The organism is Allobosea sp. NPDC055332 (assembly GCF_053645455.1).
The window spans coordinates 758,141-778,642 of sequence record NZ_JBSHMO010000001.1; the positions used below are offsets into that span (position 1 = coordinate 758,141).

General features: G+C 67.2%; 26 protein-coding genes. 15 read left to right on the forward strand and 11 right to left on the reverse strand.

Annotated elements, in window-relative coordinates; translation table 11 throughout:
- Window positions 1-41 precede the first annotated feature (41 nt).
- The gene (locus ACWIGM_RS03875; RefSeq protein WP_454024605.1) at window positions 42-530 is read left to right on the forward strand and encodes a hypothetical protein; all 489 of its coding nucleotides are present in this window, start codon (window positions 42-44) and stop codon (window positions 528-530) included.
- Window positions 531-534: 4 nt separating this feature from the next.
- A complete protein-coding gene (locus tag ACWIGM_RS03880) occupies window positions 535-1,011 on the forward strand; it encodes a hypothetical protein (RefSeq protein WP_454024606.1) in 477 nt (158 codons plus the stop codon).
- Between the two features lie 9 nt (window positions 1,012-1,020).
- Here ACWIGM_RS03880 and ACWIGM_RS03885 read toward each other — a convergent pair whose 3' ends face one another.
- Window positions 1,021-1,482, reverse strand: coding sequence for an Lrp/AsnC family transcriptional regulator (locus ACWIGM_RS03885; protein ID WP_454024607.1), 462 nt, complete (start codon window positions 1,480-1,482; stop codon window positions 1,021-1,023).
- Window positions 1,483-1,571: 89 nt separating this feature from the next.
- Here ACWIGM_RS03885 and ACWIGM_RS03890 point away from each other — a divergent pair, with 89 nt between their 5' ends.
- The 3 genes from ACWIGM_RS03890 to ACWIGM_RS03900 all read left to right on the forward strand — a co-directional run bounded on the left by ACWIGM_RS03890 (window position 1,572) and on the right by ACWIGM_RS03900 (window position 4,607).
- Window positions 1,572-2,555 carry a mitochondrial fission ELM1 family protein gene (locus ACWIGM_RS03890; protein WP_454024608.1) on the forward strand — a complete coding sequence of 328 codons (984 nt, stop codon included), beginning with the start codon at window positions 1,572-1,574 and terminating at the stop codon, window positions 2,553-2,555.
- A 53-nt stretch (window positions 2,556-2,608) separates the two neighbouring features.
- Complete coding sequence (gene trxB, locus ACWIGM_RS03895) at window positions 2,609-3,574, forward strand: thioredoxin-disulfide reductase (RefSeq protein WP_454024609.1); 966 nt, start codon at window positions 2,609-2,611, stop codon at window positions 3,572-3,574.
- A 142-nt stretch (window positions 3,575-3,716) separates the two neighbouring features.
- Window positions 3,717-4,607, forward strand: a complete 891-nt coding sequence (locus ACWIGM_RS03900) for a LysR family transcriptional regulator (RefSeq protein ID WP_092155998.1) — start codon at window positions 3,717-3,719, stop codon at window positions 4,605-4,607.
- Window positions 4,608-5,042: 435 nt separating this feature from the next.
- On the opposite strand, the gene ACWIGM_RS03905 is transcribed toward ACWIGM_RS03900, so the two are convergent.
- From ACWIGM_RS03905 to ACWIGM_RS03920, 4 genes are all read right to left on the reverse strand, one after another.
- Window positions 5,043-5,606 (reverse strand): methylated-DNA--[protein]-cysteine S-methyltransferase, encoded by a 564-nt coding sequence (locus tag ACWIGM_RS03905; protein ID WP_454025437.1) that lies wholly within the window; start codon window positions 5,604-5,606, stop codon window positions 5,043-5,045.
- Between the two features lie 110 nt (window positions 5,607-5,716).
- The gene (gene msrP, locus ACWIGM_RS03910) at window positions 5,717-6,673 is read right to left on the reverse strand and encodes a protein-methionine-sulfoxide reductase catalytic subunit MsrP (RefSeq protein ID WP_454024610.1); all 957 of its coding nucleotides are present in this window, start codon (window positions 6,671-6,673) and stop codon (window positions 5,717-5,719) included.
- A 96-nt stretch (window positions 6,674-6,769) separates the two neighbouring features.
- A complete protein-coding gene (locus ACWIGM_RS03915) occupies window positions 6,770-7,309 on the reverse strand; it encodes an SRPBCC family protein (protein ID WP_454024611.1) in 540 nt (179 codons plus the stop codon).
- Window positions 7,310-7,320: 11 nt separating this feature from the next.
- Complete coding sequence (locus ACWIGM_RS03920; RefSeq protein ID WP_454024612.1) at window positions 7,321-7,629, reverse strand: ArsR/SmtB family transcription factor; 309 nt, start codon at window positions 7,627-7,629, stop codon at window positions 7,321-7,323.
- A 144-nt stretch (window positions 7,630-7,773) separates the two neighbouring features.
- Here ACWIGM_RS03920 and ACWIGM_RS03925 point away from each other — a divergent pair, with 144 nt between their 5' ends.
- The 7 genes from ACWIGM_RS03925 (at window position 7,774) to ACWIGM_RS03955 (ending at window position 13,255) form a co-directional block, all read left to right on the forward strand.
- A complete protein-coding gene (locus ACWIGM_RS03925) occupies window positions 7,774-8,682 on the forward strand; it encodes a DMT family transporter (RefSeq protein ID WP_454024613.1) in 909 nt (302 codons plus the stop codon).
- 12 nt (window positions 8,683-8,694) lie between these two features.
- On the forward strand, window positions 8,695-9,243 hold the full coding sequence (locus ACWIGM_RS03930) for a hypothetical protein (RefSeq protein WP_454024614.1): 549 nt from the start codon (window positions 8,695-8,697) through the stop codon (window positions 9,241-9,243).
- A gap of 118 nt (window positions 9,244-9,361) precedes the next feature.
- A complete protein-coding gene (locus ACWIGM_RS03935; RefSeq protein ID WP_454024615.1) occupies window positions 9,362-10,495 on the forward strand; it encodes an iron-containing alcohol dehydrogenase in 1,134 nt (377 codons plus the stop codon).
- Between the two features lie 127 nt (window positions 10,496-10,622).
- Window positions 10,623-11,081 carry a hypothetical protein gene (locus ACWIGM_RS03940; protein ID WP_454024616.1) on the forward strand — a complete coding sequence of 153 codons (459 nt, stop codon included), beginning with the start codon at window positions 10,623-10,625 and terminating at the stop codon, window positions 11,079-11,081.
- A gap of 14 nt (window positions 11,082-11,095) precedes the next feature.
- The gene (locus ACWIGM_RS03945) at window positions 11,096-11,761 is read left to right on the forward strand and encodes a ribonuclease T2 family protein (RefSeq protein WP_454024617.1); all 666 of its coding nucleotides are present in this window, start codon (window positions 11,096-11,098) and stop codon (window positions 11,759-11,761) included.
- Between the two features lie 6 nt (window positions 11,762-11,767).
- Window positions 11,768-12,619, forward strand: coding sequence for a 23S rRNA (adenine(2030)-N(6))-methyltransferase RlmJ (locus tag ACWIGM_RS03950; protein WP_454024618.1), 852 nt, complete (start codon window positions 11,768-11,770; stop codon window positions 12,617-12,619).
- 33 nt (window positions 12,620-12,652) lie between these two features.
- Window positions 12,653-13,255, forward strand: coding sequence for a glutathione S-transferase (locus ACWIGM_RS03955; RefSeq protein WP_454024619.1), 603 nt, complete (start codon window positions 12,653-12,655; stop codon window positions 13,253-13,255).
- 146 nt (window positions 13,256-13,401) lie between these two features.
- Here ACWIGM_RS03955 and ACWIGM_RS03960 read toward each other — a convergent pair whose 3' ends face one another.
- On the reverse strand, window positions 13,402-14,073 hold the full coding sequence (locus tag ACWIGM_RS03960; RefSeq protein WP_454024620.1) for an outer membrane protein: 672 nt from the start codon (window positions 14,071-14,073) through the stop codon (window positions 13,402-13,404).
- A 370-nt stretch (window positions 14,074-14,443) separates the two neighbouring features.
- Between ACWIGM_RS03960 and ACWIGM_RS03965 the strand changes: the two genes are divergently transcribed.
- Together ACWIGM_RS03965 and ACWIGM_RS03970 are read left to right on the forward strand one after the other, a co-directional pair.
- Entirely contained in the window at window positions 14,444-15,241 is a 798-nt protein-coding gene (locus ACWIGM_RS03965; RefSeq protein ID WP_454024621.1) for a glycosyltransferase family 2 protein, read from the forward strand.
- On the forward strand, window positions 15,231-15,980 hold the full coding sequence (locus ACWIGM_RS03970) for an SDR family oxidoreductase (protein ID WP_454024622.1): 750 nt from the start codon (window positions 15,231-15,233) through the stop codon (window positions 15,978-15,980). The genes ACWIGM_RS03965 and ACWIGM_RS03970 overlap by 11 nt, the downstream gene beginning before the upstream one ends.
- A gap of 10 nt (window positions 15,981-15,990) precedes the next feature.
- On the opposite strand, the gene ACWIGM_RS03975 is transcribed toward ACWIGM_RS03970, so the two are convergent.
- From ACWIGM_RS03975 to lgt, 5 genes are all read right to left on the reverse strand, one after another.
- Complete coding sequence (locus ACWIGM_RS03975) at window positions 15,991-16,620, reverse strand: 2-hydroxychromene-2-carboxylate isomerase (RefSeq protein WP_454024623.1); 630 nt, start codon at window positions 16,618-16,620, stop codon at window positions 15,991-15,993.
- Window positions 16,621-16,761: 141 nt separating this feature from the next.
- Entirely contained in the window at window positions 16,762-17,049 is a 288-nt protein-coding gene (locus ACWIGM_RS03980) for a hypothetical protein (RefSeq protein WP_454024624.1), read from the reverse strand.
- Window positions 17,050-17,211: 162 nt separating this feature from the next.
- Window positions 17,212-17,976: a peptidoglycan editing factor PgeF gene (pgeF, locus tag ACWIGM_RS03985; protein WP_454024625.1), complete on the reverse strand. Its 765-nt coding sequence runs from the start codon at window positions 17,974-17,976 to the stop codon at window positions 17,212-17,214.
- Between the two features lie 21 nt (window positions 17,977-17,997).
- Complete coding sequence (locus ACWIGM_RS03990; protein ID WP_454024626.1) at window positions 17,998-19,095, reverse strand: class I SAM-dependent methyltransferase; 1,098 nt, start codon at window positions 19,093-19,095, stop codon at window positions 17,998-18,000.
- Window positions 19,092-19,916 (reverse strand): prolipoprotein diacylglyceryl transferase, encoded by an 825-nt coding sequence (gene lgt, locus ACWIGM_RS03995; protein WP_454024627.1) that lies wholly within the window; start codon window positions 19,914-19,916, stop codon window positions 19,092-19,094. The genes ACWIGM_RS03990 and lgt overlap by 4 nt, the downstream gene beginning before the upstream one ends.
- A gap of 184 nt (window positions 19,917-20,100) precedes the next feature.
- Between lgt and ACWIGM_RS04000 the strand changes: the two genes are divergently transcribed.
- Window positions 20,101-20,493: a RidA family protein gene (locus tag ACWIGM_RS04000; RefSeq protein WP_454024628.1), complete on the forward strand. Its 393-nt coding sequence runs from the start codon at window positions 20,101-20,103 to the stop codon at window positions 20,491-20,493.
- Window positions 20,494-20,502 lie beyond the last annotated feature (9 nt).

Consider the following 20,502-nt stretch of genomic DNA (forward strand, 5'->3'; position numbering starts at 1 on the left):
ACTCCTAGATTAAGAGTCTGCCTGCCGCCGGAGACTGCTCCATGACCACGCGCCGCGCTTTTCTCACCGGGTCCGCCGCGCTCGCTGCCGGCGGGCTCGTTTCGTTTTCAGCCTCGGCTCAAGGCATCGCCATCGGCGCGATCCGCGTCGATGCGCGCCGCCTAGGCCCACAGGGCTGGGGCGAGAACGCACCGCGAATCGGCCGTGCACTCGAGTTGGAACTCGCTCAAAAGCTCGTCTCGCTGCGCCGGCGCGGTGGACCGACCCTGCTCGTCACCGTCGAAGGCCTCTGGCTCGCCAGCGCCGCGGGTGGCGGCATGGCCGGCGACGGCAGCGGTGGTGGCAACGACGATATGGACACCGTCGCCGACGTGATCGACCGCGGCCGCCTGGTCGTCAGCCACAATATCCGTTCGATGCTGCCGGCCAATTCCGGAGGCGCCTGGTATCGGCCGGACATCGACGAGCGCCGCGTCGCCGCTCTGCTCGAGAACAATGCCTTGTGGATCAAGCGCTATCTTGGCGCCTGAGGCCATGCTCGCGCGCCGCGCCATTCTGATCGGCTTTGCCGCCACGGCCCTGGCGGGTTGCCAGACGACCGGGCGGGCGGCTCCCCCGGTCGCGATCGGCGCGATCCGCGTCGATACCGGGCCGCTGGCGGCCAAGGGACAGAGCGCCACCGCAGCCGCGATCAGGCCGATGCTGGAGCGCGAGCTCACCGGCCTCCGTCGCGCTGGCAGCGGGCGTGGCGCGACCCTGCAGGTCACCGTCACCGGACTTTATCTGACGAGCTATGCCGGCGGCGCTGCGGCGACGCTCGGCAACGACACGCTGGAAAGCGAGGCAGTGCTGATCGGCGCCGACGGCCGCGAGCTTGCGCGCTATCCCGTCATGTCCATCATGGCGCCGAGCTTCAGCGGCGCCTGGTATCTGCCGGATGTCGACCAACGGCGGATCGAGGCTCTGGTCGCGAACAACGCCCAATGGATCAGGCGCTATCTCGGCAGCTGAGTGAGCGCGCTAAAGCGGCGCGATCGGTGCGTCCTTGACCCGGTCGAGCGCCAGCGCGGTCCGGACATTGCGGACATTGGGCAGTGCCGTCAGGTCGGCGACGAAGTCCTGGAAAGCCTTCAGATCGGTCGCGACGCATTTCAGGATGAAGTCGATGTCGCCCGACAGCGTCCAGCATTCGCGCACCAGCGACCAGCCGCGGATCCGCTCCTGGAAGGTGGCGAGGTCGGCCTCGGCCTGGCTGGCGAGATGGACGAAGGCGAAGCAGACCACCTCGATGCCGAGCTTACGCTCGTCGAGCAGCGCCCGGTAGCCGGTGATGACCCCGGCCTCCTCGAGCGCGCGCACGCGCCTGAGGCAAGGCGGCGGCGAGATGCCGACCCGGCTCGCGAGCTCGACATTGGTCATGCGCCCGTCGCTCTGCAGCTCCGTCAGGATACGGAGATCGATCTCGTCGAGTTTGGCGCGCACAAATCCTCCTGAAAACGGGTCGCGCTGGTGTAGACGGGCGATGGACGCGTTACAAGGCGTCGACCACGCCAATCCCGGGCCAACCCGCCGTGCCGACAGATTCGCCGCCTTCTCTCTGGGTTCTGACCGACGGCAAGGCCGGCGACGAGGTGCAATGCCTCGGCGTGGCCGAGCGGATCGGCGTCGTCCCGGAGATCCGCCGGATCAATCCCGGCAAGCCCTGGAGCTGGCTGATGCCGCGCGGGCCGATCGACCCTCGCGAGGCGCCTGATCGGCCCGGCAGCCCGATCCGGCCGCCCTTCCCCGACATCGCCATCGCCTCCGGCCGGCGCGCCTTCGCCTATCTGCGCGCCGTCAAGAAGGCCTCGAACGGGGCGACCTTCACCGTCTTCCTCAAGGACCCGCGCACCGGCGCCGGCAGCGCCGACCTGATCTGGGTCTCCGAGCACGACCGCCTGCGCGGCGAGAACGTCCTGGTCACGATCACCTCGCCGCACCGGCTCGCGCCGGGCGCCCTGGCGGCGGCCCGCGCCGCGCCGCCGCCGGAGATCGCCGCCCTGCCCTCACCCCGCGCCGCTGTGCTGGTCGGCGGCGACAGCCGCCACCACAGCTTCCGGCCCGAGGATATCGAGCGTTTCGCCCGCGAGCTCGATGCACTTGCCGCTTCCGGCGTCGCGCTGATGGGCTCGCGCTCGCGGCGCACCCCGCCGGCGCTCGACGCTGCCATCGGCGAGGTCTTCCGCCGTCATGACGGCTGGTGGTGGGACGGCTCCGGCGCCAACCCCTATGTTCCGCTGCTCGCCAATGCCGACGCCATCGTCGCCACCGCCGACTCCACCAACATGATCGGCGAGGCCGCGGCGACCGGCGCACCGATCCTGGTGTTCGAACCGCATGGCGGCCATGGCAAGCTGGCGAAGTTCCTGGAGGCGCTGAAGCGCCACGGCGCTGTGCACCATTTCCAGGGCAAGCTTGAAGGTGCCCGCTACGACCCGCTAGACTCGACCGGAACGATCGCGGCCGCCGTCTATGAGGGCTGGCGGCGTCACGAGGCAGCGATGGGGCTGGCATAGAGCCGTCCCGATACCGATATTCACCGGCTCGTGCCGGTTCAGGAACCAGACAGATGGCCCATATCCACGCCAAGGTGATGATCATCGGCTCCGGCCCGGCCGGCTACACTGCCGCGATCTATGCCGCACGCGCCATGCTCGAGCCGGTGCTGATCTCCGGCCTGCAGGCCGGCGGCCAGCTCATGATCACCACCGATGTCGAGAACTATCCCGGCTTCGCGGACGTGATCCAGGGCCCCTGGCTGATGGAGCAGATGCAAGCCCAGGCGCAGCACATGGGCACGAAGATGGTCTCCGACCACATCGCCCGGGTCGACCTCTCGCAGCGCCCGTTCCGGCTCTGGGGCGATGGCGGCGACACCTATTCCTGCGATTCGCTGATCGTCTCGACCGGCGCCCAGGCGAAGTGGCTCGGCCTGCCCTCGGAGCAGGCCTTCCAGGGCTTCGGCGTCTCGGCCTGCGCCACCTGCGACGGCTTCTTCTTCCGCAACAAGCAGGTTGTCGTGGTCGGCGGCGGCAACACCGCGGTCGAGGAAGCGCTTTATCTCGCCAATCTCGCCAGCAAGGTCACGCTGGTGCACCGGCGCGATTCGCTGCGCGCCGAGAAGGTGATGCAGGAGCGCCTGTTCAAGCATCCCAAGATCGAGGTGATCTGGGATTCGGAAGTCGCGGAAATCCTCGGCGGCACGCAGCCGCCATCGGTGACGCATGTCCGCCTGCGCAATCTGAAGAGCGGCACCTTGCAGGATCTGCCGACCGACGGCGTCTTCGTCGCGATCGGGCACAAGCCGGCGACCGAGCTGTTCGTCGGCCAGTTGGCCATGAACGAATCGGGCTACCTTGAGGTCGCGCCCGGCACGACCCAGACCAATGTGCCCGGCGTCTTCGCCGCCGGCGACGTCACCGACGAGCATTACCGCCAGGCCGTGACCGCGGCCGGTCTCGGCTGCATGGCAGCGCTCGACGCCGAGCGCTGGCTGATGGCCCAGGAACTTGGCGTGCGCGAAGCGGCGGAATAGCCCAAAACCGTATCCATCACTGGAATTGATCAATTCCAGCACGATATTAAGGGCTAAAATCAACGGTCCCGGCAAAGGAGTCGTTGACCGGACAACCCGATCCCCCCATCATGCGTTGAACGCATAACACGGGGGGAAAGCGGTGGATTGGGACCGCATCCGAATCTTCTACACGGTTGCTGAATCGGGAAGTTTCACCAAAGCTGGCGACGGGTTAGGCCTCAGCCAATCGGCTGTGAGCCGCCAGATCGGAGCGCTCGAGCGCGAATTGCGCGCGCCGCTGTTCCACCGGCACACCCGCGGCCTCATTCTCACCGAGCAGGGCGAACTGCTCTGGCGCGCCGCGCGTGAGATGACGCAGCGCCTGGAGCGGACCCGTGCCCAGCTCTCGGAAACGCGCGAGCATCCGTCCGGCGAGCTCAAGGTCACCGCGACCCGCGGCCTCGGTGGCCACTGGCTGACGCCACGCCTCGCCGAGTTCCTCGACCTCTACCCCGACATCAAGGTCGAGCTGATCCTCACCGACGAGGAACTCGACCTGTCGATGCGCGAGGCCGATATCGCGATTCGCCTGCGCCAGCCGCAGCAGCCCGACCTGATCCAGCGCCGGCTCTTCACCGTGCACTTCCACGTCTACGGCGCGCCGGCCTATATCAAGCGCTTCGGCGAGCCGAAGAGCTATGAGGAGCTCGACAACCACCGGCTGCTCTCCTTCGGCGCGTCCTCGCCGTCCTATCTGACGGCGGTGCACTGGCTCGGCACTCTCGGCCGCGACCAGCGCAATCCGCGTCCGATCCACCTCACCGTCAACAACATCACGGCGATGAAGCGGGCGGTCGATTCGGGCGCCGGCATCGCCATCCTCCCGGACTATCTGATCGAGGCCGGCTCGCCGCTCGTGCAATTGATGCGCGAGACCGAGATGCCGCAGCTCGAAAGCTATCTGGTCTATCCGGAGGAGATGAAATCGGTCGCGCGCGTGCAGGTCTTCCGCGATTTCCTGATCCAGAAGGCACAACGCTGGACGTACTGAATTAACAGGCAGGCGCTGCCCGAAAACCCGGCAGCGCCGTGCCCACAGCGGCTGCGCATGCGTGCCACGCGCGGTCTCCTGGCAATTGTGACGAATTCTAGTAATGAGTCATGTTGCCAGCGCATAACCGACCCGCCCAATGCTGCATTGCGAAAAGGCAGGGTCTGCCCGATATTCAGCTCACGGTTGTTCGGAACGGGCTCCGCATCTCCTCCCGGCGTTGAGTTCGTTTCAGCCGTTCCCCTCTGAGATGTTTGGCGCTTTTGCGCTGGATGTTTCAAACTTTCAGGCCGGCTCCTTCGGGACGCCGGCCTTTTTTCTTGGCTGGCAGCCAGCGTCATTCTCGGTCGACGCAGAGCGCCCCCTAGAAGCTCAGGACAACAAGGACGCTGGTTTCCGAATGGCTCGGCTCGGGGCCGAGCATGACGCGTCGCGCTAACGCCGCCGCGCTTCCAGCGGCAGCGAATCGAACAGCGACGGCTCGGCGCTGGTGCGTGCCTTCTCGATCGTCAGGATCTTCAGCTTGGTCTCGACACCGCCATCGGCCGAGAAGCCGCCGGTCTTGCCGCCCGCGGCGAGCACGCGATGGCAGGGCACAATGATCGGGATCGGGTTCTGGCCGAGCGCGACGCCGACGGCGCGCGCCGCGCCGGGCTCGCCGATCCGCGCCGCAACCTCGCCATAGGTCAGTGTCTCGCCCGGCGGGATCGCCAGGGCAACGGCATAGACGCGCCGGTTGAATTCCGGCGTGGCCGAGAGATCGATCGGCAGATGCGACAGGTCGCGCTGTTCGCCGGCGAGCAAGGCGACGACATCGCCGATCGCCTGGCGCACGAAGGCTGGCGGCTCGGCCTCGACGCTGTCCGGAAAGCGCCGGGCCAGCCGGCGCCGGGCCGTATCTTCGTCGCGCTCGGGCAACTGCGCCGCGATGATGCGCTCGCCTTGCCAGACCAGGGCGCAGGAGCCGATCGCAGTGGTGAAGAGACAGAAGTTCTGCATGAACAGACGATAGCGCGGCTGCGGGCTCCAGGGCACCCGTTTCCTGCCAGCTATTGGCACCAGTCACCCCGGGCAAAGCTGCCAGGGGCGACCGGTTCGATAAAGTCAGCTCAGGCCCAGAGCCGTTCCTTCTCCAGCCCCTTGTAGAGATCGGCCACCTGCTCGGCATAGCCGTTGAACAGCAGCGTCGGCTTGCGATCGCGCGAGCCCAGCACCTGCTCGCTCGCCTGGCTCCAGCGCGGATGCGAGACCTCCGGGTTCACATTGGCCCAGAAGCCGTATTCGGAGGCCTGCAAGCCCTCCCAGAAGGTCTTTGGCCGCTCGGCGACGAAGCTGATCTTGCTGATCGACTTCACCGATTTGAAGCCGTATTTCCACGGCGTGATCAGCCGCAGCGGAGCGCCATGCTGCGTCGGGATCGGCTTGCCGTAGATGCCGGTCACCATCAGCGTCATCTCGTTTGTCGCCTCGGCGATGGTCAGCCCTTCCGTATACGGCCAGGGATACCAGCGCTGCGATTGGCCCGGCGCCAGCTTCGGGTTCATGAAGGTCTGCATCTGGATGTATTTCGCACCCGACAGCGGCTTGGCCAGCTCGACGAGCTGCTTCAGCGGGAAGCCGGTCCACGGCACCGCCATCGACCAGGCCTCGACGCAGCGGAAACGATAGAGCCGCTCCTCGAGGCTGACCTTCCTGATCAGGTCGTCGATGCCGATCTCGAACGGCTTCTCGACCAGCCCGTCGATCGCGATCGTCCAGGGCCGCGTGATCAGCCGCTTCGACGCGGCGGCCACTTCCTTCGAAGTCCCGAACTCGTAGAAATTATTGTAGTTCGCCGCCAGCTCCTCGTCGGTCACCGGGCGATCAAGCGTGTAGGCCGCATTGCGTTTGGCCGGGTAGAGGTCGAGCGTCGGATCGGCCCCCTGCGCCCCGGCGGCCTGAGGCAGCGTGGCGCTGGCGATCAGTCCGGCGCTGCCGGCGAGCCATTGCCGGCGATTGAGAAAGACGGCTTCCGGTGTCGCCTGGCTTTCGGGAATCTCCCAGCCGGCGCGACGCTTGATCAACATGACGGACATACTCCGTTGCAACGGAGCAAGTTTAGTCGATCCGGCACCGGCCCACCAAGTCACGAGCGGGAGAGCAGTTCTCCCGCTCGTTCTGGGCTACGGCAAATCGGCGTAGCGCTTGGCGTAGTCTGCCTCGAGCGTCTCGATCCGCGACCAGAAGCCGCGCGGCGGGTTGCCGGCGAGCTTGTCTTCGAGAAGGCCAAGATGGGCGTGCCAACCGCTCGAGACGCTGGCCATCTCCGCCTTGTCGGCGAGCTTGCGATGCGTGACGACAAGCCTGACCTTGTCTCCCTCGGGCACGAGTTCGAAGGTCACTTCCGAACTGGCATCGCCCTCGCCCGGCCAAGTCATCGCCAGCGCGGTCATCGGCTCGTAGCGCGTCACCGTGCCCTTGGACGGCCAGCCCTTGTCGTTCATCTCGCGATAGCGTTCGGGCGGCTGCTCGCTGGTGATTTCGGAATGTTTGAACAGAAGATCGGCCGCACCGCCGACCCGAGGCTCGATCTCGCCCGAGGCGAGCCAGGTGCCACGCTTGTCGGACTGCGTCAGATAGGACCAGACCCGCTCGAGCGGGCCGGGCAGAAGCCGTTCGAAGCGGACCGCGCCGCTCTCCAGGACCACGCCATACTCGTTCATGATCGCTTTCCTCACTCGTCTTCGGGTTTCATGAGTTCTCGTTCCAAGCGGTCGAGCCCCGCATTCCAGAAGCCGCGCACCTGCTGGACCCAGGCGTCGAAGGCATCGAGCCCTTCGGGATCGAGCCGGTAGATCCGGCGCTGGCCGCTGACTTCGACACTCACCAGCCCCGCCTCCTTCAGCACCTTGAGATGCTGCGAGATCGCCGGCGCGCTCATGCCGAACTGCGCAGTGATCTCGCCCGCCGCCATGGCGCGCTGTCCGAGCATCTCGACGATGCGGCGGCGGGTCGGGTCGGCAAGGGCGGTGAAGCGGTCCATGCCTTCTATTTAGTCAATCACTTAATTAAGTCAACACGAAATTATTGACCACCGGACGCGCACCCTCCCCCTGCGTGCGGCGGGCTTGCCCTTGCGAGCATGACGGGTCATGAGGATCGCCCGTCCCGCCTCGTTCGCCAGACCATGCCCTCCCGAAACGCCACGCTCGCCGGCATTCTGATGATGCTGCTCGGCATCCTGCTGTTCTCAATCAACGACGTGATGGGGAAGTGGCTGGTCGCGACCTATACGGTCGGCCAGATCCTGCTGCTCCGTTCTGCCGCCGGCCTGCTGGCGATTACCCCCTTCGTGGTCAAGCAGGGTCTGCGCCGTACGCTGCGGCCAGAGCGGCCGGGCCTGCAGCTGCTGCGCGTCACGCTCGGTTCCTGCGAGGTCGCGCTGTTCTACTGGGCGGTGTCCTATCTGCCGCTCGCCGATACGATGACGCTCTGGCTGGCCGCACCGGTCTGGGCCGTGGTGCTGGCGGCACTTCTGCTCGGCGAGCGCGTCGATGCCGGGCGCTGGCTCGCCGTGGTCGCCGGCTTCGTCGGCGTCGCGATCGCGCTCAATCCGTCAGGACAGAGCCTGTCCCTGCCGGCGATCATCGCGCTGATCGGCAGCTTCTCCTTCGCCGCGATGATGATCATCGGCCGGCAATTGCGCGGCACGCCCGATGTCACATTGGTTTTCTGGCAGACATTCGGCGCGCTGGTGATGGGCGTGCTGCTCCTGCCCTTCGGCTGGGTGACACCGAGCCTCGCCGACACCGCCTTGCTTGCTTTGCTCGGCATCGTCGCCATGGTCGCGCATCTCTGCGTGACGCGCTCGCTCAAGCTGGCGGAAGCCTCGGTCGTGGTACCCTACCAGTACACGCTGATCATCTGGGCGCTGGTCTTCGGCTGGTTCGTCTTCGGCGACTGGCCAAGCCCCGCCATGCTGTTCGGCTCCGCCCTGATCATCGCTGCCGGGCTCGCCTTGCTCGTGCTCGAACGGCGCGCGGGCAACTCGGCCTCTGAGACCGCCAAGGAGCGTGTTACCGTCGAGCAGAACTAACCTGGAGGGGCGATGGCCGAGGCTGCGAAACCGCCCGATTTCTGGAGCTGGCTCGGCGCCGCGATTTCCCTCGTCCTCGGCCTCTGGCTGCTGATCGCCGGCTGGCGCACCTTGCCGCTGGCGCGCGGCGATCTTCTGGTCGCCGACCATGTCGGCCCGATCAGCTACAGCACGCCGCTGATGCGGGTCAGCTCGGGGCGCGGGTCGAGCACCTACCGGACGCAGGACCTGTGGCTCGTCGCGATCGGCGGCAACCCACAGGTCAACCATCACCAGCTCTATAGGCCGGCCCGCGGCCTCTGGGTCGACGGCATCGACCGGCTTGGCAATGGCCAGCAGGTGCGCTTCCTCGTCGATCCCGGCCATCGGCTCGTCTACGAAGCAACCTCCCAGGGCAAGACCTTCCTCGCCTATGACGACACGGCCGAGGCGCTGACCAGCGGCGCCCGTCGCTCGCTGCTGTTCGGCTTCGCCCTGCTCGGCAGCGTCGCCTGGCATCTCTGGCCACTGGCCTTGCGCTATTGGCGCGAGCGACAAGGCGCGGACCAGACCACGTCCTAATCCCGCTGGCCGCCGGGGTGTTCTGCGTCGGTGGCGGGGCTCCGGGGCTGGCGCCGCTGCGCCGGGCGCGCGACAAAATGCAGGCCCGCCCGAACAACTGAGCGGGCGGGAGGACTTCATGGCGACGATCACCTATCTGACCACGGTGCAGTTCGGCTTCGGCGAGCTCAAGACCCTCGCGCCCGGCCTGACCGATCTGAAGATCGCCCGCCCGCTGATCGTCGCCGATCGCGGCCTGGCGGCGACCGACCTGATCGAGCGGCTGCGCGCCGCCTCGCCTTTGCTCGGCAACGCCCCGCTCTTCGTCGACACCCCCACCAATCCGACCGAGGAGGCCGTCGAGGCCGCGGTCGCGCTCTACCGCGAGCATGACTGCGACGGCCTCGTCGCCATCGGCGGCGGCTCGCCGATCGATCTCGCCAAGGGCGTCGCGCTGCTCGCCAGCCATGACGGGCCGCTCGAAACCTATGCCGCGATCCTCGGCGGCATCCCGAAGGTGACCAGCAAGGTCGCACCGGTGATCGCCGTCCCGACCACCGCCGGCACCGGCAGCGAGGTCGGCCGCGCCGCGCTGATCACGCTGAAGGACGGACGCAAGCTCGGCTTCATCTCGCCGCATCTGATCCCGAAGCTCGCCATCTGCGACCCGGAGCTGACGCTCGGCCTGCCGGGCTGGCTGACCGCCGCCACCGGCATGGACGCGCTGACCCACTGCATCGAGACCTATCTCAGCCCGCGCGACAATCCGCCGGCCGAGGCGATCGCGCTCGACGGGCTGAAGCGCGCTGCCAGCCATATCGAGCGTGCCACTCGCGACGGCTCCGATCGCGAGGCCCGCAAGGAGATGCTGATGGCTGCCCTGCAAGGCGGCCTCACCTTCCAGAAGGGGCTCGGCGCCGTCCATGCCCTGTCGCACCCGCTCGGCGGCCTGAAGCAGGTCTCGCTGCATCACGGCACGCTCAATGCCGTGCTGCTGCCGGCGGTGCTGCGCTTCAACGAATCGGCGGCCGGCGCGAAATACGCCGAAATACGGCGCGTGCTCGGCTTAGCCCCAGACGCCGACCTCGCCGGCTGGATCGCCGGGCTGACCCAGCGTCTCGGCCTGCCGGGCTCGCTCGCCCAGATGGGCGTGCCGCGCGAGGTCCTGCCCGCGATTGCGGACGCGGCGACGCAAGACCATTCGAGCGCGACCAATCCGCGGCCCGCGAACGCAGCCGATTACCTTGCAATGCTGGAGGCTTCATTCGGCTGAAACCGGCAGGATCGAAAAGCCACAGGCGCCACCAGAGACGTGGGAACGGCGCCGCTGCGCCTTGACCCTCCCCGGCCCACCAGCCATCGTGCCGAAGACGGACTCCTCTCCCCTGTACGAGGCCCCCATGCGCCGCGTTTCACTCCTCTCGACCCTTGCCGCCGCCCTGTGCCTGACCGGTCTCTCCGCCCAGGCGGCGGGCGGACGCTATGTCAACCCGGCCGACCGGGCGGAAGAGCGCATCATCCCGATGTATGGCAACCTGCCGGCCTGCGAGGATCCGGCGGTGCTCGGCAAGATCACCAGCCGTTTCAATTCGCGCGAGGCCAAGTTCTGGGGGCCGCTGCAGGCGGTCAGCTTCGACCGTGTCCAGCCGATCGCCTGGCGCCCCTGGGGCGAGGACTTCATTCCGCGCCGTTTCTGCACCGCCCGCGTGCTGACCAATGACGGCGTGCTGCGCCGGGTCGACTATTCCGTCCGCGAGAATCTCGGCCTGTTCGGCTACACCTGGAACGTCAACTGGTGCGTCTCCGGTCTCGACCGCCACCGCTCCTACGCGCCCGACTGCAAGATGGCGCGGCCCTGATCCAGACGCAGACCATGCTGAAACGACTTGCCGCCGGTCTTCTGGCGCTTTGTGCGCTCTGCGGCACGGCCGCCGCGCAAGGTCGCTATGATCGCGGCGGCACGCCCGGCGATTTCGATTTCTACGTGCTCGCCCTCTCCTGGTCGCCCGGCTTCTGCGAGCTCGACGGCGGCCGCGGCCGTAATCGCGAGCAATGCGCGCCCGGCGCCAATCTCGGCTTCGTCGTGCACGGGCTCTGGCCGCAATATGAGCGCGGCTATCCCAGCGATTGCGGCCCCTCCGGCCGCACACCATCGCGAATCGCAATGGAGCAGGCGGAAGGGCTGTTCCCGACCGAGAGCCTCGCGCGCTATCAATGGCGCAAGCACGGCAGCTGCTCCGGATCGAGCCCGGCCGATTACTTCGCCGATGTCCGCCGCGCCCGCGAGAAGATCAAGATCCCGCCGGCGCTGGCCAGCGTCGACGGCGAGCGGAGCTGGACCGCGCTCGACCTCGAGCGCGCCTTCGTCGACGCCAACCCTGGCCTGCGCACCGACATGATGTCGGTCTCCTGCCGGCGCGGCGTGCTGGAAGAGGTGCGGATCTGCTTCAGCAAGGATTTGCGCGGCTTCCGCACTTGCCAGGAGGTCGATCGCTCGGGCTGCCGGGCGCCGGACTTCCGCGTCAACGCGATTCGCTGATCGGGAATGAACTACCGCCACGGCTTCCATGCCGGCAATTTCGCCGATGTGCTCAAGCATGTCGTGCTGATGCGGATCCTCACGCATCTCAACGCCAAGGACAAACCCTGGCGCGTCATCGACACCCATGCCGGCGCCGGCCGCTACGACCTCGGCTCGGAAGAGGCGCTTAAGACGCATGAGTGGCGCGACGGCGTCGCCCGGCTCGACCAGTCGCCGCTGGCGCCGAAGGTGGAAGAGCTGCTGAAACCCTGGCGCGAGGCACTCGCCGCCGCCCGCGCCCGGCATGGCGCGGACACCTATCCCGGCTCGCCCTGGCTTTGTCGCCACGCCATGCGGGAGCAGGATCGGCTGATCGCAGCGGAACTGCACGAGAACACCTATCGCAAGCTCAGCCAGGCGCTCGGCCGCGACGAGCGCTGCAAGGCGCTGGAGATCGACGGCTGGACGGCGCTGCGCGCCAATGTTCCGCCGAAGGAGCGCCGCGGTCTCGTCCTGATCGACCCGCCCTTCGAGGAGAAGGACGAGTTTGCGACGCTGGCGGCCGAGTTCATCGCGGCGCACCGCAAATGGCCGACCGGGATCTACGCGCTCTGGTATCCCATCAAGGACGAGCGGGCGGTAGAGCACCTGCTCGACACCATTCTCGATGCCGGTATCGGCCGCCTGCTCCGGCTCGAGATCGATGTCGATCGTCCGGATGCGGCCGGTGGCCTCAGCGCGACGGGACTGATCGTCATCAATCCGCCCTGGCTGCTGGCGCAGGAGGCCGAGATTCTACTTCCGGCCTTGTCCGAACGGCTCGCGCAGGGCGCTCGCCCGCGCTATCGCTGCGAGGCGATTCGCCCCGACGGCTGATCGTTTCCGCTCGCCAACCGAAGGCTGCCGACCATGCTGATCCTGCGCTCCTCCCCCACCTCCCCGTTTGGCCGCAAGATCAAGATCGCCATCGCCGAACTGGGGCTGGGCGACCGCATCGAGGTGGTGCCGGCCGACACCAACGACCCGGCGGACTCGCTGCGGCGCCAGAATCCGCTTGGCAAGGTACCGACCCTGGTGTTCGAGGATGGTTCGACGCTGTTCGATTCCCGCGTGATCGCCGAGTATCTCGATCACATGGCCGGCGGCGGCAGGCTGCTCCCGGCGGGCGAGATCCGCTTCGCGCAATTGCGCCTGCAGGCCATCGCCGACGGCATCTGCGATGCGGGCCTGCTGCAAGTCTACGAAACCCGCCTGCGTACGGCCGAAATGCGCAGCCCCGCCTGGATCGAGAACCAGTCCGGGAAGGTCGCGCGCGCCCTCGCCTCGCTCGAAGCCTCGCCTCCGGCCTATGACCGGCCCCGCATCGGCGAAATCGCGCTCGCCTGCGCCCTCGGCTATCTCGACCTGCGCTTCGAAGGGGCCTGGCGCGCCGGACATCCGGCGCTGGTCGCCTGGCTCGACGGCTTCGCCGCCAAGGTCCCGGCCTTTGAAGAGACGCGCTTCAAGGGCTGAGGTCCGGCTTCAGCTGCTTCCATTCCCCTCAGCATCGGCCATTTGGAGGCAAGAGCATCGGCCTGCCTCCTTCCGCCCGGGCAGCGGACAACAAAAAACCCGGTGGCCGAAGCCACCGGGTCCGTTCTGTCTCCGGGAGGAGAAAATCAGAACTTGTAGCTGAGACGAGCGCGGACCAGCGAGAAGTCCGTGCCGACCTTGTCCGCGCCACCGAAGACCTTCTTGTCGCCGAGATCGACGTAGAGGTACTCGACACCGCCGACCAGGTTGTTGGTGAAGGCGTACTCGACGCCAGCGCCGACGGTCCAGCCGGTGTGGGTGTTGTCGTCCGAGTTCAGGCCGTTGATGGTGACGCCCGGAGCCAGCGTGGTCTTCACGTTGCCGTAGGCGAAACCACCGGTGACGTAGGGCAGGAACCGGTCGAAAGCGTAGCCGACGCGGCCGCGGACGGTGCCGAACCACTCGGTCTTGCCCTCGCCGACGATGCCGAAGCCAGCGAAGCTCGAGCCAGCCTTCAGGTCAGCGCCCTGGAAGTCGGCTTCGAGGCCGAGGACGATCTGGCCGATCTGGTAGTTGTAGCCGATCTGGCCACCGCCGACGAAACCATCGAGGTCACCGAAAGCGTTGACGCCGACCGAGTCCATGTTGCCGAAGCCGTAGCCGGCGTTGGCACCGACGTAGAAGCCGGTCCAGGTGAAGGCAGGAACGTAGACCGGGGCAACGACCGGGCCCTTGCGGCTCGGCAGGTCGGCAGCGGAGGCAGCGCCGGCAGCGATGAGGCCGAGGGCCGCAACGCCCGAAAGCAGATACTTCTTCATGACAAACTCCTTAGTCGTCGTCTTGTCCGGCGCTGGCCGGCTGGTGATTTCAGTGACCCCTTTATAGGGATTGTAGCGGGCCGTGTCTGTTGCGGCGAGAACACATGTGCTGGTCAGACCGAGGCGAAATTGCGGCACGATCCGGAACAAGCGAGGCATATTGATCAATTCCGGTTAGTCTTTGTTAAGACAGTGTGAATGGCTAACCGAATACTAACGCAACGTCAGCGACAACGCACGGCCACCTCATAACCGCCGGAAACGGTTTTGGGTTCCGTTGCCGGCGCAAATCCGCCATGCGCCCCGTGCTTGCAGCCCGCCGCGACGCGTGCTTTAGCCGACTGGCCCTGCCTTTCCCGCCGAGACCAGCGTGCCACCGCTTTCGATCTTCATCATCGCGCGCGACGAAGCCGACCGCATCGGGCGCACCATAGCCGCGGTCCGCGGCCTCAGCGATGACATCGTCGTGATCGATTCCGGCTCGACCGACGGCACCCAGGACGTCGCCATGAATCTCGGCGCGCGCGTGATCGAGCGCAGCTGGCCGGGCTATGGCCCGCAGAAGCGCTTCGCCGAAGAGCAGTGCCGCCATCCCTGGCTGCTCAACCTCGATGCCGACGAGGTGACGCCCGAGGGGCTCGCAGCCGAGATCGCCGCCCTGTTCGCCAAGGGTGAGCCGGCCTGCGACGCCTATCGCATCCGCATCGCCGAGATTTTCCCCGGCGAGGGCGCCCCTCACCGCTTCGCCTATGCGCTGGCGCCGGTCCGGCTCTATCGCTCCGACAAGGGGCGCTACTCGCCCTCCCCGGTGCATGACCGCGTCGACCTCGCAGCCGATGCCCGGGTCGGCAAGCTCAAGGGCACGATCCACCATTATTCCGTCCGCTCGCTCGGCGAGCAGATGGCCAAGCTCAACGCCTATAGCGATGCGCAGGCCGACGACCTCGATGCGCGCGGCGAGACGCTCTCGGTCTTCCGGCTCGTGGCGGAGTTTCCCGGCAACTTCATCAAGGCCTATATCGGGCGACGTCACGCCCTGCGTGGGGTCTATGGCTTCATGACCGCGATGAACTATGCCTTCTATCGCTATCTGCGCGTCGCCAAGCATTGGGAGCGCCGGCTCCAGCGTCGCAGCACTCGCACCGACGGCGACGGACATGGCGGTTGAAGTCGCTCTCGTCACCGGCGGCGCCAAGCGTATCGGCCGCGCCATCGCCTTGCGCCTGGTCGATGCCGGCTATGCGGTCGCGATCCACTGCAACGCCTCTCGCGCCGAGGCGCGAGAGCTAGCGGATCAGATCATCGCAACAGGCGGACGCGCCCATGTCGTTGTCGCCGATCTCGCCGATCCGGCGGCGGTCGAGCGGATCGTGCCGGAAGCCGAAGCCGCGCTCGGGCCTGTCAGCCTGCTCGTCAACAGCGCTTCGAGCTTTCTCGTCGATGACCTGACTGCGCTGGACGTGCCGACCTGGAATCGGCAGTTCTCGGTCAATCTGCGTGCGCCTTCCGTCCTGGCCGGCGCCATGGCCAACCGCCTGCCGGCAGAGCGCCAGGGCGCGATCGTCAACATCATCGACCAGCGCGTCTGGAAGCTGACGCCGCAATACTACTCGTACACGCTGACCAAGGCGGCCCTGCTCACCGCGACGACGACGATGGCCCAGGCGCTGGCGCCGCGCATCCGCGTCAACGCGGTCGGTCCCGGTCCGACTTTCGCCAACCCGCATGACGGCGAGACGCTGCTGGCGGCGGAAGCAGGCGGCACACCCCTCGGCCGCAAGGTCGAGGCCGACGACATCGCCGAGGCGGTCCTCTATCTGGCACGCGCCAAGGCGATCACCGGCCAGATGATTGCGGTCGATGCCGGCCAGCACATCGCCTGGCGCACGCCCGACATCGTCGATTGAGAAAAGCCGCTCAGGCCGTCGCGTCGTTGCGATAGGCCGCCCGGCCGCTGGCGAGCGCATCCGCCAGCAGGTCGAGCCGATCCTGCCCCCAAAAGATCTCGCCATCCAGCACATAGCTCGGCGCGCCGAAGACGCCGGCCTCGACCGCTTCCGCGATCGCTGTCTGATAGGCCCGAGTGGTCGCCTCGCTTCCAGCCGCCTCGATCAGGCCGGCAGTATCGATCCCGGCCCGCCCGGCCGCCGCCAGAATCAGCTCCGGCCGCGACATGTCCTGCTCGCGCGCCCAGACATCGGTCAGCACCTCGCCCATGAACCCTGCCGGATCCTCGCCGCGCGCGACGAGCGCCAGGACGATCCTGTCCGCCAACGAGACGTCATAAGGAAAGAATTTCGGGAAGAGCGTCAGCGGCAGGCCGCGTTTGGCGCGCCAGCGCTGCAATTCGAGCACGCGGTAGCGCTGTCGCACCGGATGGCGCTTCGGCAGCGGCAGGCCGCCGGTTTCGTCGAAGACCGAGCGCAGCGGCGTCGGCCGGTAGCGGACGCTCAGCCCGTGCTGTTTCGCCAGTGCGGTAAAGGCGCCGTGGCCGAGATAGGTCCAAGGCGAGACCAGTGTGAAATAATAGTCGATCTGGCGGGACATCGGAGGCCTCGGGCAAGTAGCGGCCGCAAGGTGCCTGCTGACGGCATGTTCCCGCAAGCGCGCCCATCGTCAATTGTCGTGATCGCTCCGATCAGCAGACGATGGCGCCACCGCCGGGACGGCGGCGCCAGGACACAGATGTCAGGCTGCCGCCTTGTTCTTGATGGCGCCGATGATCGCGGTGAGGATCGCACCGCCGGCGCCGCCGCTGATCAGATTGGTGAGGATGCCGCCGACGCTGAGATTGCCGCCCATCGCGGCTGCCGAGATCGCCGGCAACAGGACCGGGATCAGCTGGCCGAGTACGCCGCCGCCGACCAGACCCGCAATGGTATTGCCGATGGTGCCTATATCGAAACTCGGCGAGGCCTTGCCTGCCGCATTGCCACCGATCGCACCAGCGATCAGGTTCATCAGGATTTGTTCCATGTTCAATCCCTCAGCCAAGGTGGATGGCGAGGGAAGGATGCGCCTGCGTCAAAGTGTACGCAACTCGACATCGGCGAAAGCCCGTCTTGCAACGGGACGTTGAGCCGACTTAACCACCGGAATCATCTCCCGGCCTGCGGTGCAGGCTGGCCCGAACGGGACTTACGCCAGCGCGATCGCCGAGATCAGCCGTCCGTAATCGGCCTCCTGCCGGTGAGTCGTTCGGCGATAGCTGTAGAAGCGCGCCTCGTCGCCATAGGTGCACAAGGCAAGATCGTAGAAGCGGCCGATGCCGGCCTCCTGCGCGCGATGGGCGATGAAGGCCGGCAGGTCGAACATCGCATGCGCCGGCCGCTCCGAAGCGTGGAAGAAGCGGGCAAAGGTGGCGTTCTCGCCCTTGAAGCGCTCGATGAACTCCGGGCCGACCTCGTAAGCCGCCGCGCTGATCGTCGGGCCGAGCACCGCGATGATCCGCCTGCGCAGGGCTCCGAGCTTCTCCATCTCGGTCACGGTCGCGCCGATGATGCCCGAGAAGGCGCCCTTCCAGCCGGCATGGGCTGCGCCGATCACGCCTGCCTCGGCGTCGGCGAACAGGATCGGCCCGCAATCGGCGGTGGAGACGCCGAGCGCGACGCCATGCGCGACCGAGACCATCGCATCGGCCTTGGGCCGCTCCGCCGGCCAGGGACCGGTGACGACAGCGACATCCGGCGAATGCACCTGGTGGACGCTGACCAGCCGGTCGCGATCGACGCCCATCTGCCCGGCCATGCGGGCGCGGTTCTCGGCGATATGGGCCTGGTCGTCGTTCGAGCCGAGCCCGCCGTTCAGCGAGGCATAGATCCCACCCGAGACGCCGCCTTCACGGGTGAAGAAGGCATGACGGATGCCGGACTCATGGGCGAGGTCGGGAGAGGTGATGAACATGGCGGCGCGTCCGTTTGTGGGTCAGCCCTGCTCTGGCAGGCGATGAAGGTCAAATCCGGGCAGGAGCGGCAGGTTCCGGTCCGCGACGGCCAGCACCTTGAAGAGTTCGCCCATCGCGGTCGGCCCGGTTTCGATCAGGCGCTGGACACCGCTGGCGAGCGTCTGCGCCTGCTCTGGCGTCGCGCGCCGGGAGAGCGCCTCGAAGCGCTGCTGCAGGCCTAGCGCCAGCAGGAAATCGCGCTGTGTCACCGGGCCATGCGCCGCTGCGCCGGCGCCGCGCCCGGCCTGTGCCATTCGGGCGAAATCGACATGGACGGTAAGGTCGGCATCGCCAGGCTCGGCCAGCACGTCGGCGAAGGCGTGGCGCCTCAACGCCTGCAGCGTATCGCCAAAGCCGGAACGGGCTGGACCGTAGTCGATGAACAGCCCGGCGCCGCCCTCGGCCGCGACATGACGGGCGACGGTCGCGACCGCCTCCAGCGCCGCAGCGGGCTGTTCCAGCACGGAACCCGCCGGAGCAGCAACCGAGAGGGAGTTGTCGGGCTCGCCCGACAGACCGAACGCAAGTCTGCCTTCGCCATCGAGCCCGACCAGCCGCTCACGCCAACCCTCCGGTGCACGGACGAACTGGTCGAGCGGCAGCGCGTCGAGGAATTCGTTGGCGACGACAATCACCGGACCTTCCAGCGCCTGCTCGATCCGGTCATGCCATTGCGGCACGGTGCCACCGGCAGCCAGCGTCTCTCTCTGCCGCTCGCGCAGGACCGGGCTGGTCTCGACCAGATGCACCGAAAGTGCCGCCCCAAAGCCCGGCAGCGCCCGCGCCGCGCGCAGCATGTCCTGCATCAGCGTGCCGCGCCCCGGGCCGAGCTCGACGAGGCGGATGGAAGCCGGCGCGCCCATCGCCTGCCAGACGCTCGCGGCCCAGATGCCGACCAGCTCGCCGAAGATCTGGCTGATCTCGGGGGCGGTGGTGAAGTCGCCAGCCGCGCCGAACGGGTCCTGCTTCATGTAGTAGCCATGGCGCGGGTGGCCGAGGCAGAGCGCCATGTAGCGGGAGATGCTGATCGGCCCCTCCTGGCGGATCAGCTCTGCCAGCTCCTGCGCCAGGGGGTTCACGCTGCGACCGGCCCCTTCCGCCGCAGGACGAGGAACAGACCGGCGAGGAACAGCGGCACCGAGAGCACCATGCCCATGGTCAGCCAACCCGTCCCGAACAGGAAACCGAGCTGCGGATCGGGCTCGCGGAAGAATTCACAGGCCGTGCGCGCGATCGCATAGCCCATGCCGAACAGACCGGCGACGAGGCCCGGCCGCTTCAACTCGCCCAGCCGAACCACGATCATCAGGATCACCAGCAGGAGCAGCCCCTCGCTGAAGGCCTCGTAGAGCTGGCTCGGATGGCGCGGCACCGGGCCGCCATGCGGAAAGATGATCGCCCAGAGCAGGTCCGGCGCCGGCCGGCCCCAGAGCTCGCCATTGACGAAATTGGCGATGCGGCCGAGGAACAGGCCGATCGGTGCCACCGCCGCGCCGAGATCGAGCGCCGAGAGCGGCGGATAGCCGCGCCGCAAGGCGAAGACCCACAGGCCCGCCGCGGCACCCATGAGCCCGCCATGGAAGGACATGCCGCCCTTCCAGACCGCGAAGATCTCCAGCGGATTGGCGAGATACTCGCCGAGGTTATAGAACAGCACGAAGCCGAGCCGGCCGCCGATCACCACCCCCAGCGCGGCGAACAGCAGGAAATCGTCGAGCGATTCCGGGTCCGGCCGCGCCCGGCCTCCCCAGAGCGGCTCAGCTGCCGCGAGCCGGCGCGCATACCACCAGCCGCCGAGCAGGCCGACGACATAGGCGAGCCCGTACCATTTGATCGAGAGCGGCCCGAGCTGCAGCGCGACCGGATCGATCACCGGGAAGGGAATGGCGAAGACGGGCATGGGCTTCTCGCGCGGCTCGGGCGCGGCGGAGATGGCCGTGCGACGGCGGCACGGTCAAGTGAAAAGGCTGGCGGCGGGGGTGACGTTTCGGCGCGGACCGTAGCGTTCGCGCTCGAACCGCATCGCTCCGTTCCCTAGGGTAGCGGCATCCTGCACCGCCTCAACCTCCAGACTGGAGTCCTCGATGAAGCGAGACGTCATTCGTGTCGAGCCGTTCTCGACCTGGGGCGAGCGTCTGAAAGTGCCGTTCTCGCCGCTGGTCCGCCATGGCGACAGCCTCTATGTCTCCGGCATGCCGCCCTTCGATCCCGCGACCGGCGAGATCGCCCAGGCGCCGATCGAACGCCAGACGGAAATCGTGCTGGAGCAGATGAAGCTCTGTCTCGAAACCGCCGGCTCGTCGCTGGCGAATGTGCTGAAATGCAATGTCTATTGCACCTCCCCGGACAAGTTCGCTGCCGTCAACGCGGTCTATGCCCGCTATTTTCCCAAGGATCCTCCGGCCCGCATCTTTCTCTGCGTGCCGGTCTGGTTCGGGCCTTTCGACATCGAGATCGACTGCATCGCTGCTGCCTAGAGACGGCAC

What these genes read in the sequence shown, in the direction of transcription:
- ACWIGM_RS03875 (WP_454024605.1), top strand. Translation starts at nt 42, where the DNA reads ATGACCACGCGCCGCGCTTTTCTCACCGGGTCCGCCGCGCTCGCTGCC.
- ACWIGM_RS03880 (WP_454024606.1), top strand. Translation starts at nt 535, where the DNA reads ATGCTCGCGCGCCGCGCCATTCTGATCGGCTTTGCCGCCACGGCCCTG.
- trxB (WP_454024609.1), top strand. Translation starts at nt 2,609, where the DNA reads ATGGCCCATATCCACGCCAAGGTGATGATCATCGGCTCCGGCCCGGCC.
- ACWIGM_RS03905 (WP_454025437.1), bottom strand. Translation starts at nt 5,606, where the DNA reads ATGCAGAACTTCTGTCTCTTCACCACTGCGATCGGCTCCTGCGCCCTG.
- msrP (WP_454024610.1), bottom strand. Translation starts at nt 6,673, where the DNA reads ATGTTGATCAAGCGTCGCGCCGGCTGGGAGATTCCCGAAAGCCAGGCG.
- ACWIGM_RS03915 (WP_454024611.1), bottom strand. Translation starts at nt 7,309, where the DNA reads ATGAACGAGTATGGCGTGGTCCTGGAGAGCGGCGCGGTCCGCTTCGAA.
- ACWIGM_RS03920 (WP_454024612.1), bottom strand. Translation starts at nt 7,629, where the DNA reads ATGGACCGCTTCACCGCCCTTGCCGACCCGACCCGCCGCCGCATCGTC.
- ACWIGM_RS03925 (WP_454024613.1), top strand. Translation starts at nt 7,774, where the DNA reads ATGCCCTCCCGAAACGCCACGCTCGCCGGCATTCTGATGATGCTGCTC.
- ACWIGM_RS03930 (WP_454024614.1), top strand. Translation starts at nt 8,695, where the DNA reads ATGGCCGAGGCTGCGAAACCGCCCGATTTCTGGAGCTGGCTCGGCGCC.
- ACWIGM_RS03935 (WP_454024615.1), top strand. Translation starts at nt 9,362, where the DNA reads ATGGCGACGATCACCTATCTGACCACGGTGCAGTTCGGCTTCGGCGAG.
- ACWIGM_RS03940 (WP_454024616.1), top strand. Translation starts at nt 10,623, where the DNA reads ATGCGCCGCGTTTCACTCCTCTCGACCCTTGCCGCCGCCCTGTGCCTG.
- ACWIGM_RS03945 (WP_454024617.1), top strand. Translation starts at nt 11,096, where the DNA reads ATGCTGAAACGACTTGCCGCCGGTCTTCTGGCGCTTTGTGCGCTCTGC.
- ACWIGM_RS03950 (WP_454024618.1), top strand. Translation starts at nt 11,768, where the DNA reads ATGAACTACCGCCACGGCTTCCATGCCGGCAATTTCGCCGATGTGCTC.
- ACWIGM_RS03955 (WP_454024619.1), top strand. Translation starts at nt 12,653, where the DNA reads ATGCTGATCCTGCGCTCCTCCCCCACCTCCCCGTTTGGCCGCAAGATC.
- ACWIGM_RS03960 (WP_454024620.1), bottom strand. Translation starts at nt 14,073, where the DNA reads ATGAAGAAGTATCTGCTTTCGGGCGTTGCGGCCCTCGGCCTCATCGCT.
- ACWIGM_RS03970 (WP_454024622.1), top strand. Translation starts at nt 15,231, where the DNA reads ATGGCGGTTGAAGTCGCTCTCGTCACCGGCGGCGCCAAGCGTATCGGC.
- ACWIGM_RS03975 (WP_454024623.1), bottom strand. Translation starts at nt 16,620, where the DNA reads ATGTCCCGCCAGATCGACTATTATTTCACACTGGTCTCGCCTTGGACC.
- ACWIGM_RS03980 (WP_454024624.1), bottom strand. Translation starts at nt 17,049, where the DNA reads ATGGAACAAATCCTGATGAACCTGATCGCTGGTGCGATCGGTGGCAAT.
- pgeF (WP_454024625.1), bottom strand. Translation starts at nt 17,976, where the DNA reads ATGTTCATCACCTCTCCCGACCTCGCCCATGAGTCCGGCATCCGTCAT.
- lgt (WP_454024627.1), bottom strand. Translation starts at nt 19,916, where the DNA reads ATGCCCGTCTTCGCCATTCCCTTCCCGGTGATCGATCCGGTCGCGCTG.
- ACWIGM_RS04000 (WP_454024628.1), top strand. Translation starts at nt 20,101, where the DNA reads ATGAAGCGAGACGTCATTCGTGTCGAGCCGTTCTCGACCTGGGGCGAG.